The sequence below is a fragment of the Luteibacter sp. SVR4-7G genome (assembly GCF_056755555.1).
The window spans coordinates 97,852-111,985 of sequence record NZ_JBPGXO010000003.1; the positions used below are offsets into that span (position 1 = coordinate 97,852).

Genomic DNA, 14,134 nt, shown 5'->3' on the forward strand with positions numbered 1-14,134 from the left:
CGCCCGCGGTCACGGCTCGACGGCCGCGGAGCCGGGGATCGCGGCGCCGAAATCGTTGATGGTCACGAAGGACACGTTCGCCTTCGCGATATCGCGGGCGGCATCGGGAAGCGCAAAGCGGGTGTACGCCCCCGGCCCGACCATGCCGCCACCCAGATCGGCCGCTGGAAGCGTGACGGCATTGAAGGAGACGTGGTAAGGCGAGGGATTGTCGACGCGCAACTGGCGCTTTCCGCCTTCGCGCTCGAGCGACCAGCGCAGGCTCGCAACGGCCCGTTCCGGCAGCACGGAAAGATCCTTCGGACGGTGGAACAACTTGAGCCGGTGACGGAACGCGAACTGCAGGATGTTCTTGCCCTCGGCATCGGCCGGCTTGGGCGGAATCTCGAGCACGTTCAACCAATACAGTTTTTCCTTGTCCTGCGGTGTGTCGCGGCCGACATGCACGATGCGCAGCGTATGCGCCTTGCCGGGGTCGATCCGGAAGACCGGCGGCGTGATCGCGAATGGCGCCCGCGCGGTGGTCGGCGAGGACGCTTCGTCGCCATCGTCGATCCAGGCCTGGACCAGGGCCGGTTCGCTTCCCTTGTTCTCCACTCGCAACGACACATCGCGTGCCTGCGCGGGAAACACCACGCGCGTGCCGGCAATGACGACGGCGGCGTGTGACACGGAGGTCCACGCGAGCAGAACGGCGGTGCCCACCGCCGATAGCGTTCGTAACATGCTGCCTTCCTTTGTGCGTTTCCGTGACCGGCCGGGCCCGCGGCCCGGCCGGCGCATCCCTGCGGGTTTATTCGTAGACGACCTGGAACCCGACCCGCGCGTTCGCCGCCCCCGGCGTGACTGTGTTGCCGGATCGGTAATAGCGCGCGATGAGGCCGATCTCCGCCTTGTTGCCGGCCACGACCACCACCTTGGAATCCTCCGTGAAGAGGTTGATCGGCACGCCGTCGTCATTGGCTATCTGGATCTGCACGCCGGTCGCCGCCGCGGCACCCTGGTCGACGTTCAGGCGGCCGGTAAGCCGGTCGAGCGACGGGCTGGCCGGGTCGAAGCGAACCTTCACCTTCGTATCGTTCTCGCATTCGGCGTTGCCGCCGACCTGGATCAGGAATCCACGATCGCCGTGGGTCTGGCCGACCTGGGCAAGCGCACCCGAACTGATGGTGTCGAGGGCGACGTTCTTCTTGACCCCTCCGGTGCCGGGCTGCTGGCCTTCCACATTGCAGGTGGTGGAGGTGATCCTTCCGGTGATGTCGATGCTGCCGTCGTTCGCGGCGGGGGCGGCCGGCGCGGCGGCAACAGCGGAAACGAACAGGCTCGCTGCGATGAATCTCTTGTGCATGGCGGCTTCCTTGGTTGGCGGGATACGCACGCCGACGAGTGGCGTGCGCAGCCAGTCTGGACACAGCCACGGCACTTCTTACATCAGTAAAATCTGAAAAATCGAGTGGGTACAGGCACTTTCGCGGGGGCCGCCGCGTCCATGGGGCGACTCGTGCCAACCTGTCCTGTAAGCGCCCAGCCAGTCGGCGAGCGCGCTATACACGTCGATATGGCCTGCCCAGCCCGTATAATGTTCACTGAATACGTCGAACGCGACCCGGTCCATGTCCTCCATCGCAGCCCGCTCCACCCCCCTCGATTTCGCCGGCGTCCGCGTGCTGGCGGCAGACGATATGAAGGAGGTCGATGCGCTCATCCGGCACCGTCTCTCGTCGGACGTGGTGCTCATCAATCGCATCGCCGACCACATCATCGCGGGTGGCGGCAAGCGGCTGCGGCCGATGCTCCACGTGCTTGCCGCACGGGCAGCGGGTTATGACGGCAAGGAACACGCCAAGCTCGCTGCGATCATCGAATTCATCCACACCTCGACCCTGCTGCACGACGACGTGGTGGACGAGTCGGACATGCGCCGCGGGCGCAAGACGGCGAACGCCCTCTGGGGCAATGCGGCCAGCGTGCTGGTCGGCGATTTCCTCTATTCGCGTTCGTTCCAGCTGATGGTGGAACTGGACGACATGCGGATCATGCGCATCCTCGCCGATACCACCAACACGATCGCCGAAGGCGAAGTGTTGCAGTTGCTGAACATCGGTAATGCCGATGTCGACGAACAAGCCTACCTCGCCGTGATCGAGCGCAAGACCGCCGTGCTGTTCGCCGCCGCCACCGAACTCGGCGGCGTGCTGGGCGGCCTGCCCGATGCGCAGGTCGCCGCGCTGCGCCGCTATGGCATGGAACTCGGCTACGCCTTCCAGATCGCGGACGATCTGCTCGACTACGTTTCGGACGCGGAAACCCTGGGCAAGAACATCGGCGACGACCTCGCCGAAGGCAAGCCGACCCTGCCGCTGATCTATGCCATGCAGGCGGCGGACGCGGAGCAGTTGAAGTCCCTCCGCCACGCGATCGAGCACGGCGGACTCGATTCGCTCGACCGCATCGTTGCCGCCATCCGCGACTCCGGTGCGCTGGAGCGCACTCACGAAAAAGCCGTGGCCCATGCCACGGCCGCACGCGAAGCCCTGGCGGAACTCGCGCCGTCGACCTTCCGCGACGCCCTCGCGGCGCTCGCCGACTACTCGGTCGAACGCCGCTTCTGAGGGTGCAGTAGCGCACTTTGCGCGCGCCGGGCTTTTCGCGAGCAGCAGGGCCTGTTGCTCATGGCCTCCAAAGATGTCGCGCGCGGGGCGCGCTCCTACAGCGGAAAGGGTCGATTCGCAGATCGCGTTGTAGGAGCGTGCTTGCGCGCGACAGACTTTCGCGCCAGTCCGCCGGCTGGCGCGCCAGCTTCAAGGCACGGCCTCAAAAGATGTCGCGCGCGTTGCGCGCTCCTACTGCCGCTTCGCGAAAGCTTCGGCCAGCCACGCGTGCATCGCGGCATAGGCGCGATGCGCGACCTTCGCGTCGTAGCGGCAGTTCCCGGTGGGCGCGGTCGCTTCTTTCTCGGTGAAGCAATGCACCGCGCCGCCGAACGTCTCCAGGGCCCAGTCTGCCTTCGCGGCGCGCATCTCCGCCTCGAACGCGGCGCGCTGTTCCATCGGCACGCCCTGGTCGTCGGCGCCACTGAGGGCCAGTACGCTGGCATGAATGTTCGAGGGAAGCTTCTCGTCCGTGGAGAGGATGCCGTGGAAGGTGACCACGGCCGCCAGGTCCGCGCCCTCGCGCGCCAGGTCGAGCACCGCGGAGCCGCCGAAGCAGAAGCCGATGGCGCCCAGCTTCGTCATGTCGATCGGCGCGCTCTTCGCCTGCGCCTTCAGTTCGGCGAAGGCACGCGATACGCGCTGGCGCATGAGCTTGCGATCGGCGTACAGCGGCTTCACCGCGGCGCCTGCCTCGCCTTCGTTCGCCGGACGCTTGTCGCCTCCATACATGTCGGTCAGCAGGATGACGTAATCCTTGCCGGCAATTTCCTTCGCCTTGGCTACTGCCATGTCGTTCACGCCGAACCAGTTCGGCACCATGACCAGGCCGGGCCTCTTGGCCGTGACCGCGTCGTCGTAGACCAGGAAGCTCTTGTAGGTCACTCCGTTATCGGTCCACTGCACCGGCTTGGCGACCATCGCCGCCGCGGCGGCACCCACGTGAGCGAAAAACAGCAAGGACAGGACGAGCAGCGAACGGCGCATCGGCGTGACTCCGGCGGAGGGGTTTGACCCGCATTATGCGTAGGAGCGCACCTTGTGCGCGACAGCTTGTCGCCCAGGAGCTCCAGGCCCTGTTGCCCTCACGCGAAAAGCTCAGCGCGCACAAGGTGCGCTCCTACAGAAGTCTGCGCTACGGTCAGAGGCCGGCGGCGTGGCGGGCGATGCGGCGTTTCAACGGTCCGAAGACATCGAGCAGGCGCACGCCGGCGGCGCGTGCGGCGACCAGGGGCGCCGCCTGCCACGCGTAGATGCGCGCCAGCGCGTCGAACGACCACGCGTCGAGTCCGTCCGCGCTGCGCCGGCGACGCGCGTAGCGGCGCAGGACGTGGGCAGCGGTGATGTCGCGCCCGGCGTCGCGTGCGTCCCGCAAGGTGTCGCGCAGTTCGGCGACGTCGCGCAGACCCAGGTTCACGCCCTGCCCGGCCAGCGGGTGGACGGCATGCGCGGCATCGCCCAGGAGCACGAGCCGGTCGGCCTCATAACGGTCGGCGAGCTTCAGTCGCAGCGGGAAGGCGGCACGGCGAGTCGCCGCCCCAATGGGGCCGAGCCGGAAATCGCTGGCGACGCCGAGCGCTTCGCGAAAACCGTCGTCGTCGAGCGCGAGGATGCGTTGCGCCTCCGCATCGGGCAGCGACCATACGATCGAACTGCGCCCATCGGCCAGCGGCAACATGGCTAACGGACCGGTCGGAAGGAAGCGCTGCCAGGCCGTACGTTCATGCGGTCGCGCCGTTTCGACATGGGCGACCACGGCGCGCTGGGCGTAGTCGCGCCCATGCGTGCCGATGCCCACCATCTCGCGCAACGGCGATTCGGCACCGTCGGCAGCGACGACCAGGCGGGCGGCCAGCACCTCGCCGTCGGCGAGCTCGAGCTGGGCCCGGTCATCGCGTTGCGACAGCGCCACCACCTGGGCGGGAACGATGCGGCGGACGCCGGCATCTTCGAGCGCATGCCACAGGGAGGCCTGCACGAGCGAGTTCTCGACGATGTAGCCGAGCACGTCCCGGCCTTCGTCGGCGGCGTCGAAGCGGATCGTGGCGCCGCTTTCGGCGTCCCATACCACCATCCGGTCATAGCCGGAGGCGCGGGCGGAACGGATGGCCTGCCAGACGCCCAACTGATCCAGCAGTGCAATCGACGACGGAGCGAGACCGACGACCCGCAGGTCCACTTCCGCGGCGACCGCCCAGGGCGCGGGCTCGCGCGCATCGACGAGGGCAACCGAGAATCCGGTACGTGCGAGGGCCAGCGCCGCGGCGGCGCCGACCATGCCGCCACCGACCACCGCCACGTCGAGCAGGTTGCCGCGGCGATTCATGGCGTTTTCTCCCTGACGGCCAGGGGTGCGTTGGGACGGAAGCCCATGCCGCGACGGCTGAAGGCATGCCGCAGCGGCGGCACGCGGTCGAGCGCCAGCATGGCCAGCGAGCGCAACGGGCCGAGCAGGGGCTGGTCCATGCAGGCCAGGCGCACGAGGCCGTGGCTCATGGCCATCGTACCTTCGCGATCCGGCATGCGGCGGCGGACGTATTCCGCGAGCACGGCGGGATCGCCCGGATCGGTGGCGGCGGTCGCCAGTTCGGCCAGGGTGAGCGCGTCGCGCAGGCCCAGGTTGAAGCCCTGCGCACCGATCGGGTGGACGGTTTGTGCCGCATTGCCGACGAGCACTGCCCGCGAGGCCGTCAGCGATTCCGCTGCGACGCGGCGGATCGGGTAAGGCACCCGCTTGCCCGGCCGGCTCAGACGGCCGAGGCGCCAGCCGAAGCGTTCCTGCACGAGTGCGAGATACGCGGCATCGTCCATGGCGGCCACCTCCGCAGCCCGTGCCGCGTCTACCGTGAGGATCGCGCCGACACGCCGCTCGGCAAGCGGCAGCACGGCCACCGGACCTTCGTCGGTGAAGCGCTCGAAGGCGCGTCCCCGCGGATCGCGCTCAGGCACCATCGTGGTGACGAACAAGGCCTGCGCGTAATCGTGTTCGCGGGTGCCGATGCCAAGCTGCGTACGCACGCCCGAGGCCGTGCCGTCGGCGCCGACCAGAAGAGGCGTCGTGAGCTGGCGACGCTCGTTGCCGCTCGCCACCGTCACCGTCCAACCGTTGGCTGCCGGTTCGATGTGCTCCACGCGAGCGGGCGCCATGCGGACGAGGTGCCGGCAGTTCTCCAGCCGCCGCAGCAGTGTCGCACCGAGCTCCCGGGCCGGCAACGTCCAGCCCAGCGCATCGACGCCTTCGCTGGCCGCGTCCATCCGCACGCTGCCGAAATCGCCTGCGCGGCTGGTATGGATGTGCAGGATCGGCGTCGCCCGCTGCCGGGCGAAATCCCAGACGCCAATGGCGTCCAGCCCGTTCACGGTCGCACGGGCAAGGGCGAGGTTGCGCTCGTCGTAGCTGGGTTGTTCGTCGACACGTGGCGCGGCGGCCTCGACCAGTACAGCGGGGAGGCCGGCGGCGTCGAGCGCGATGGCGAGGCTGGCGCCGACCAGGCCACCGCCGACGATGAGGATGGGTTCGGACTGGCTCATGCGCGAATGATACCTGCCTCCCGTTAGAATCCCGGGATGGGTAACCGACTTTCCAAGATCTATACGCGCACGGGCGACGACGGCAGCACGGGCCTGGGTGACGGCAGCCGTACCGGCAAGGATTCGCTTCGGGTCGCCGCCTACGGCACCGTGGACGAGCTGAACAGCGCCATCGGCATGGTCATCGCCGATCCCGGGCTGGGCGAGGACATCCGCGAGGCGCTGGCGCAGATCCAGCACGAGCTGTTCGACCTGGGCGGCGAGTTGTGCATTCCGGGCATGGCGATGATCCAGGCGAAGGACATCGACCGCCTCGAGGGGGTATTGGACGGTTTCAACGCCGATCTCCCGCCGCTGAAGGACTTCATCCTTCCAGGCGGCGGCATGGCGGCAGCGACCTGCCACCTCGCCCGCACGATCTGCCGGCGTGCCGAGCGGGAAGTGGTCGCCCTCGGGCGGACCGAAGAAGTCCGGCCCGAGGCCCAGCGCTACCTGAACCGCCTTTCAGACTTGCTCTTCGTGCTGGCCCGCGTGATCGCGCGGCGCAGCGGCCACGGCGAGGTGCTCTGGCAGCACGAACGCCGCCCGCGCGGCTGAGCCATACCGCTGCCCCTCCGGTGTAAGCTCGCCGGGGCTTCCAAGGAATCATGCTCATGGGCGACGTGCCATCGTGCGGTGGGGTTGGCGATTCTGCTAAGTTGGCGGCCTTTCGACCGGATAAGACCGAGCCCGTGACGACACGCATCAGCATCCTGCCTAAACGCCGCCTGCTGGCGACCGCCGTCGCCTTCATTGTGTCGGGCCAGGCTTTCGCGGCCCAGGCGCAAAGTGCGCCCACCCAGGGCGAGACCCGGGCCGTCGCGCCCGCCGCGCCGGTAGCCGCGGAAACCTGCCCGCTCGGTTCGTTCATCTGCCCGCCCCGTCCGGTCAGCTACGCCCAGTGCCGGCCGAACGCGATGCTCGATTTCTACGAGCCGTCGATCACCAAGGACACCTCGCTCCGCGAGACCGCGGTCACCGACATCCATTCGGGTCTCGACGACGGCAACACCGCGGGCGTCAAGGTGGAGAGCCCCGAGCCGAACGTGTACCACATGACCGGCGGCGTCCGGCTGGAACGCGCGGACCAGGTCTTGAGGGCGCAGGACGTCACTTACAACTCCGACTCCACAGCTTACGACGCCAAGGGCAACGTGAAGTACCAGGAAGCCGGCATGCTGGTCTCCGCCGACCGCATCACCGGTACCACTACGCCGAACCAGGGCGATGCGTACAACGTCCGTTACCAGCTCCTGCAATCGCGCGGCAATGGCGTCGCCGACCATGCGAAGGTGACGGACCCGCAGCACGGGCGCTTCACCCTCGCGACCTATTCCACCTGCGACGTCGGCAGCCGCATGTGGGAGTTCCGCGCGAAGACGATGAACCTCAACAAGGAAACGGGCGTCGGCGAAGCGCGCAGCGCGACCATGCGCTTCAAGGGCGTGCCGTTCATGTACCTGCCGTACTTCACCTTTCCGCTGGACGACCGGCGCAAGAGCGGCTTCCTTTATCCGACCTTCGGATCGAACAGCCGCTCGGGCATGTTCCTCAACCTGCCGTACTACCTGAACCTCGCGCCGAACTACGACGCGACGATCACGCCGGGCTATTACAGCGACCGCGGCTTCATGCTGGGCGCGGAATTCCGTTACCTGCTCCCGCGTTCCAACGGCACGTTCGACGTCCAGTACATGGCCCGCGACAAGGGACCTGACGACGACGAGAGCGGAACCAGCGACCGCGATGGCTCGAAGCAGCGCTACTTCGTGCACATCACGAACTCCACGGCGCTCGGCGACGGCTTCAGCTTCGCGGCCAACATCAACCGCGCGTCCGACAACCAGTATTTCCGCGACTTCAGCAACGACCTCTACCAGTCCGCCATCGGCATCCTCTCGTCGAGCGCCTACGTCACGAAGGGAGGCAAGTACTGGAGTGCCGCCCTGGGCGCGGACGACTACCAGAACGTCGATGCGGGCCTGCCGAACTACGTGGTGCCTTACCGCCGCTGGCCGCGTGCCACCTTCAATCTCGAGGCGCCGTGGACCGACTGGCTCGACGTCGGCATCGACAGCGAAGCGGTGGCCTTCCGCAAGGTCGATCGTGCCCCCGTGTCCGGGACGTTCCCCGGCCAGGTCGACGGCAACCGCCTGGACCTCGCGCCGTACCTCGCGGCCGAATTCTCGGGCGCCTCCTGGTTCGTCCGTCCGCGCATCGAGTACCGCTACACCGACTACCGCCTGGATTCGGACTACCAGCATTTCAACTACACGAAGCAGAGCCCGTCGCGGTCGGTGCCGATCGGCAGCCTCGACGCCGGACTGATCTTCGACCGTTCCACGAATCTGTTCGGGAACAACTACACGCAGACCCTCGAGCCGCGCCTGTACTACCTGTACGTGCCTTACCGGAACCAGAACGACCTTCCGACCTTCGACACCAACGAGATGTCGTTCGATTTCTGGCAGCTGTTCACGACCAACCGGTTCTCCGGCGCCGACCGCCAGATGGACGCGAACAACCTCACCGCGGCCCTCACCACCCGCCTGCTGGACGACAGCGGCGTGGAGCGCCTTTCCGCCAGCATCGGCCAGATCAAGTACTTCAGCGACCAGAAGGTGCAGATGCCGGGCGTGGCGCCGACCGACTTCACGAAGTCGAACTACGTCGCCCAGCTGGGCATCCAGCTCAACGACAAGTGGCGCCTGAACAGTTCCTACCAGTGGAACCCGAACAAGCGGCAAAGCCCTTTCCTGAACGACCAGGCCCAGGTGTACTTCCAGGGACGGGAAACCGACCTGGCCACCGTGCAGGTCCAGCGCCGGATCCAGGGCGACGGCATCTTCAATTTCTCGTACCGCTACCGCCGCAACGTGATGGAACAATTCGACACGTCCGTGGTCTTTCCCGTCTCGGAACGCTGGCGGGCGCTGGCGCGGTGGGTCTTCGCCCGGCGCGACGTCCTCCCGGTCACCTACAACGGCCTCACCTTCAGCGCGTTCACGTTCTCGCACCGGACACTGGAGGCCGCTGCCGGCGTGGAGTACGACAGCTGCTGCGTCGCCTTCCGCGTACTCGGCCGGCACTACGTACACGACTACCTGCGGAAGACCGACAACGCGGTCATGTTCGAGGTTGAATTCAAGGGCTTGGGCTCGCTCAACCCGCAATCGGGCGCCTACCTGCGCCGTGCTATCCTTGGCTATCAATAATGGGGCGCGCGCCCCGGGCTCCTTACTCGATGAAGCAGATCCTCGCCTACTCCCTGCTGGCCGCCTCGCTCCTGGTGGCCGTGCCTCCCGCCCAGGCCCAGCTGATCCCCTCGGCCCAGCCCTCGCCGGGCAGCATGAGCGTGGGTAACGGCTCGCTCGACCGCATCGTGGCGGTCGTGGAGGAGGACGTCATCCTGCAGAGCGAGCTGGACGAGGCCATCAACACCATCGTCCGCCAGTACGCATCCAACCCCGGCCAGCTGCCGCCCAAGGACGTCCTGGCCCGCCAGGTGCTCGACCGCCTCATCCTGATGCGCCTGCAGGTCCAGCGCGCGAACGACCAGGGCATCCGCGTGTCCGACCAGGACGTGGACCAGGCGGCCGGCAACGTGGCCCAGCAGAACAAGATGAGCCTCGACCAGCTGCGCGCTGCCGTGGAACAGGACGGCTTCAGCTATGCGGCCTTCCGCCAGCAGCTGTCGGACCAGATCATCGCGCAGAAGCTGCATGAGAGCGTGGTCCGCGACCAGGTGACGGTCACCGACGCGGAAGTGAACAACCTGCTCGCCAGTCCCACCTACAAGGCGGGCGAGGTCCACCTCGCGCACATCCAGGTCAGCACCCCGTCCGGCGGCGGCCCCAACGACATCGCGCAGGCACAGGCCAAGGCCGAGGAAGCCATCAAGGCCATCCAGGGCGGCATGGACTTCAACGCCGCGGCCATCCGTTATTCCGACGCGCCCGACGCGCTCGACGGCGGCGACCTCGGCTGGCGCCGCCTCGATGAGGTCCCGCCGGCGTTCGCCGACGCGGTGTCCTCGCTCAAGGCCGGCGAAACCACGCCCGCCCTGCGCGGTCCCACCGGCTTCCACATCCTGAAGCTCGTGGAGACCCGCCAGCCGGGCCGGCAGATCGTCACCGAATACCACGCCCGCCAGATCCTGATCAAACCCTCCGAGATCGTCACTCCGGAGCAGGCCGAGAAGAAGGCCCAGGACCTGTACACCCGCATCGTCGACAAGAAGGAAGACTTCGCCAAGCTGGCCAAGGACGAGTCCAAGGACACGACCACGGCGAACAACGGCGGCGACATGGGCTGGTTCGCGAAGGACGCATGGGGCCAGGCGATCGCCACGCAGATCGAACAGCTGAAGGACAACGAGGTGTCGCACCCCATTCAGACCGACGCCGGCTGGATCGTGCTGCAGCGCCTCGGCTCGCGCCAGAGCGACCTGACCGACCAGCTCCAGCGCGACCAGGCCCGCCAGGCCATCGGTAACCGCAAGGCCGACGAAGCCTACGAGAACTACCTGCGCGAACTGCGTTCGACCTCGTTCGTGGATATCCGCGTGCCGGAACTGAAGGATCCGGACGACAAGCAGGCTTCGGCCACTCCGTAATCCCCGATGGACGCGACCACCCTGCCACGGCTCGCCGTTACCGCCGGTGAGCCTGCCGGGGTGGGACCCGAGCTCATCGTCCGCCTCGCGGCCAGCGACATCGCCGCCGACCTCGTCGCCGTCACCGATCGCAACCTGTTGCTGCGTGCCGCGCGCGTCTGCGGCATCGAACTCGACCTCGTCGACGACGACGGCAAACGGACCACGGCGCGCCCGGCCGGCCGTCTCCGCGTCCGCCACCTGCCCCTCGGCGCCACCGAGACACCGGGCCAGCCTGACCCGCGCAATGCCCGGCATGTGCTGGAGATGCTCGCCACGGCCGCCGATGGCTGTGTCAGCGGCGACTTCGACGCGCTCGTCACCGGCCCGGTGCAGAAATCCAGCATCAACGAAGCCGGCATTCCCTTCAGCGGCCACACGGAATTCTTCGCCGAGCGGACCTCGGCGGAGGTGGTGATGATGCTCGCCAGCCCCGACCTGCGCGTTACGCTGGCCACTACCCATCTGCCGCTCTCGGCCGTACCGGCCGCGGTGACGCCGGCACGGCTCGAAGGCACGCTGCGGATCGTCGCGAGTGCCCTCGCGTCGCTGTTCGGCCTCGCCCGCCCGCGTATCGCCGTGCTCGGACTCAATCCGCATGCCGGCGAAGGCGGACACCTGGGCCGCGAGGAAATCGACACCATCATTCCCTTGCTGGAGCGGTTGCGCGCCGAGGGCATGGACCTGCTCGGTCCGCTCCCGGCCGACACCGCGTTCGTACCCGCCATGCGCGGGCGCTACGACGCCGTATTGGCGATGTACCACGACCAGGCGCTTCCGGTACTGAAGAGCGAAGCCTTCGACAGCACGGTCAACGTCACCCTCGGCCTTCCCTTCATCCGGACCTCGGTGGACCACGGTACCGCGCTGGACCTCGCCGGCACGGGCAAGGCCAATCCCGCCAGCCTGTTCGCGGCCGCGCGCCTGGCCATCGACTTCGTGAGGCACCGCCACCCGTCATGAACGCACGCCCCAAGAAAAGCTTCGGCCAGCACTTCCTGCACGAGAAGCGCTACATCGAGCGTATCGTTTCCTCGATCGCGCCGAAGGACGGCGATACGGTGGTCGAGATCGGCCCGGGCGAAGGCGCACTGACGATGCCGCTGCTTGCCGTGGCGAAGAAAATGACGGCGATCGAGCTGGATACCGACCTCATCCCCGGCCTGCAGGAGCGCGCCGCGCCGATCGGGGAACTGCGCATCGTTCATTCGGACGTGCTCAAGGTCGACTTCAGCGCGCTGGCGCGGGAACTCGGCGCCGAACGGCTGCGCATCGCCGGCAACCTGCCCTATTACATCTCCAGTCCCATCCTGTTCCATTGCGTGGAGCATGCGGCCGCCATCCAGGACATGCACTTCATGCTGCAGAAGGAAGTGGTGGACCGCATGGCCGCAGAGCCGGGAAGCAAGGTGTACGGGCGTCTCAGCGTGATGCTCCAGCTGGCGTGCCGGGTCACGCCGCTGTTCACCGTGCCGCCGGGGGCCTTCCGTCCGCCCCCGAAGGTGGACTCTGCCGTCGTGCGGCTGGTTCCGCTGCCCCCGGAGCACCTTCCCGCAGGCGATCCGGCCAAAATTCACGCCGTCGTGAAGGCGGCCTTCGCCATGCGCCGCAAGACCCTTTCGAACACGTTGAAGGGCATGGTCGACGAGGCCGCCATACGCCAAGCGGGCATCGATCCCCGCGCGCGTGCGGAGACCCTGGCGCCCGGGGACTTCGTGAAGCTCGCAAACATGATGTGAGCGTGTTTTAGGGCACACTTGCCCACCCCCTCCCCGTCCCCGACAATCCCAGCATGAATTCGAAATCCCCCTACACGATCGACGTGGAGGTCGAAACCCGCTTCGTTCCCGACCAATCGCAGCCGACGGATAACCGCTACGTGTTCGCCTACACGATCACGCTGCGCAATGCCGGAGACACTGGCGCGCAGTTGCTCACGCGCCACTGGGTCATCACGGATGCGAATGGCAAGGTCGAGGAAGTGCGCGGCGACGGCGTCGTCGGCGAACAGCCGTGGATGCGTCCGGGCGATTCGTTCGAGTACACGTCCGGGGCCGTGCTCGAGACGGCCGTCGGCACGATGGAAGGCAGCTACCGCATGGTGGCCGACGATGGCACGCACTTCGATGCGCCCATTCCCACATTCGTGCTATCGATACCCCGCACGCTCCACTAGGATCGGAACCATGGACTGCGCGCACGCCGGGAACGGCCACGAGGGAACCCTGATTCTGGAGCGACCGGACTGATGGCCGTCTACGCGATCGGCGACGTTCAAGGTTGCTACCCCGAACTCCAGCGCCTGCTGGACAAACTCCGGTTCGACCCGGCCGCCGACAAGCTCTGGTTCTGCGGCGACCTGGTGAACCGTGGCGGCGAGTCCCTCGCCACCTTGCGGCTCATCCACTCGTTGCGCGACCAGGCGGTCATCACGCTCGGCAACCATGACCTCTCGCTGCTGGCCATCGGTCAGCGGCGCGAGGATGCGCAGGCCCGGGTGAACCCCGAACTTCGCGAAGTGTTGTTCGCCGACGACGCCCCCGTGCTGCTCGAGTGGCTGCGCATGCAGAAGCTGCTGCACCACGACGAGGCACTGGGCTGGACGATGGTCCACGCGGGCCTGGCCCCCATCTGGACCCTGCGCCAGGCCCAGCGTGCCGCGCTGGAAGTGGAACGCGAACTCGGCGGCCCCCGGCACCAGCGCTTGCTGAAGAACCTCTTCGGCAACCGTCCGCCCGGCTGGAACAACCGCCTGCAAGGCGTGGAACGGCACCGCGCCACGATCAACACGCTGACGCGCATGCGCTACTGCGACGTCAACGGCCGGATCGACTTCGAAGGCAAGGGCGTGCCCGGCACGCAGAAGCCGGGCCTGTATCCGTGGTTCGAAGTACCGGGCATGCGCCGCCGCGAGACGAAGATCGTCTGCGGCCACTGGTCGGCGCTGGGCCGTTTCGCCGGCCTCGGCGTATACGCCATCGATACCGGCTGCGTCTGGGGCGGGCAGCTCACCGCCCTGCGCCTGGACTCGCCGGAACCGGTCTACGTCACCGTCGAGGCAGAGCCCTACCGCCAGAAGCCCAAAGGCGGCGGCGACTGACTGCATAAACGTGCCTCGCGCGCCATATGAACGCGCTTGCGCTCTGTATGAATGCGGTTGCGCGGCGTAGGAGCGTGCTTGCGCGCGACAGCTTTTGAGGCCGTGACTTGGAGCTGGCGCGCCAGCTTGGGGACTGGCGCGAAAAGCTGTCGCGCGCGA

13 protein-coding genes are annotated in these 14,134 nt (G+C 67.3%); 8 read left to right on the top strand and 5 right to left on the bottom strand.

Annotated elements, in window-relative coordinates; translation table 11 throughout:
* Positions 1-9: 9 nt before the first annotated feature.
* Together ACR9ZH_RS02120 and ACR9ZH_RS02125 are read right to left on the bottom strand one after the other, a co-directional pair.
* Positions 10-726, bottom strand: coding sequence for a fimbrial biogenesis chaperone (locus tag ACR9ZH_RS02120; RefSeq protein WP_481289113.1), 717 nt, complete (start codon positions 724-726; stop codon positions 10-12).
* A gap of 67 nt (positions 727-793) precedes the next feature.
* Positions 794-1,348 carry a fimbrial protein gene (locus ACR9ZH_RS02125; RefSeq protein WP_481289114.1) on the bottom strand — a complete coding sequence of 185 codons (555 nt, stop codon included), beginning with the start codon at positions 1,346-1,348 and terminating at the stop codon, positions 794-796.
* A gap of 265 nt (positions 1,349-1,613) precedes the next feature.
* On the opposite strand from ACR9ZH_RS02125, the gene ACR9ZH_RS02130 reads away from it, so the two are divergent.
* Complete coding sequence (locus ACR9ZH_RS02130; RefSeq protein WP_481289115.1) at positions 1,614-2,612, top strand: polyprenyl synthetase family protein; 999 nt, start codon at positions 1,614-1,616, stop codon at positions 2,610-2,612.
* Between the two features lie 231 nt (positions 2,613-2,843).
* Here the strand turns inward: ACR9ZH_RS02130 and ACR9ZH_RS02135 are convergent, their stop codons facing one another.
* The 3 genes from ACR9ZH_RS02135 to ubiH all read right to left on the bottom strand — a co-directional run bounded on the left by ACR9ZH_RS02135 (position 2,844) and on the right by ubiH (position 6,182).
* Complete coding sequence (locus ACR9ZH_RS02135; protein WP_481289116.1) at positions 2,844-3,638, bottom strand: dienelactone hydrolase family protein; 795 nt, start codon at positions 3,636-3,638, stop codon at positions 2,844-2,846.
* A 154-nt stretch (positions 3,639-3,792) separates the two neighbouring features.
* On the bottom strand, positions 3,793-4,977 hold the full coding sequence (locus ACR9ZH_RS02140) for an FAD-dependent oxidoreductase (protein WP_481289117.1): 1,185 nt from the start codon (positions 4,975-4,977) through the stop codon (positions 3,793-3,795).
* Entirely contained in the window at positions 4,974-6,182 is a 1,209-nt protein-coding gene (ubiH, locus tag ACR9ZH_RS02145) for a 2-octaprenyl-6-methoxyphenyl hydroxylase (protein ID WP_481289118.1), read from the bottom strand. The genes ACR9ZH_RS02140 and ubiH overlap by 4 nt, the downstream gene beginning before the upstream one ends.
* Before the next feature lie 36 nt (positions 6,183-6,218).
* On the opposite strand from ubiH, the gene ACR9ZH_RS02150 reads away from it, so the two are divergent.
* The 7 genes from ACR9ZH_RS02150 to ACR9ZH_RS02180 all read left to right on the top strand — a co-directional run bounded on the left by ACR9ZH_RS02150 (position 6,219) and on the right by ACR9ZH_RS02180 (position 13,975).
* Complete coding sequence (locus ACR9ZH_RS02150) at positions 6,219-6,779, top strand: cob(I)yrinic acid a,c-diamide adenosyltransferase (RefSeq protein ID WP_481289119.1); 561 nt, start codon at positions 6,219-6,221, stop codon at positions 6,777-6,779.
* Positions 6,780-6,913: 134 nt separating this feature from the next.
* Positions 6,914-9,436: an LPS-assembly protein LptD gene (locus ACR9ZH_RS02155; protein ID WP_481289120.1), complete on the top strand. Its 2,523-nt coding sequence runs from the start codon at positions 6,914-6,916 to the stop codon at positions 9,434-9,436.
* 29 nt (positions 9,437-9,465) lie between these two features.
* Positions 9,466-10,836, top strand: a complete 1,371-nt coding sequence (locus tag ACR9ZH_RS02160; protein ID WP_481289121.1) for a peptidylprolyl isomerase — start codon at positions 9,466-9,468, stop codon at positions 10,834-10,836.
* A 6-nt stretch (positions 10,837-10,842) separates the two neighbouring features.
* A complete protein-coding gene (gene pdxA / locus ACR9ZH_RS02165; RefSeq protein WP_481289122.1) occupies positions 10,843-11,838 on the top strand; it encodes a 4-hydroxythreonine-4-phosphate dehydrogenase PdxA in 996 nt (331 codons plus the stop codon).
* Positions 11,835-12,614 carry a 16S rRNA (adenine(1518)-N(6)/adenine(1519)-N(6))-dimethyltransferase RsmA gene (rsmA, locus tag ACR9ZH_RS02170; RefSeq protein ID WP_481289123.1) on the top strand — a complete coding sequence of 260 codons (780 nt, stop codon included), beginning with the start codon at positions 11,835-11,837 and terminating at the stop codon, positions 12,612-12,614. The genes pdxA and rsmA overlap by 4 nt, the downstream gene beginning before the upstream one ends.
* A 53-nt stretch (positions 12,615-12,667) precedes the next feature.
* Positions 12,668-13,051, top strand: coding sequence for a Co2+/Mg2+ efflux protein ApaG (apaG, locus tag ACR9ZH_RS02175; protein ID WP_481289124.1), 384 nt, complete (start codon positions 12,668-12,670; stop codon positions 13,049-13,051).
* Positions 13,052-13,123: 72 nt separating this feature from the next.
* Positions 13,124-13,975 carry a symmetrical bis(5'-nucleosyl)-tetraphosphatase gene (locus ACR9ZH_RS02180; protein ID WP_481289125.1) on the top strand — a complete coding sequence of 284 codons (852 nt, stop codon included), beginning with the start codon at positions 13,124-13,126 and terminating at the stop codon, positions 13,973-13,975.
* The last annotated feature ends 159 nt before the right edge of the window (positions 13,976-14,134 follow it).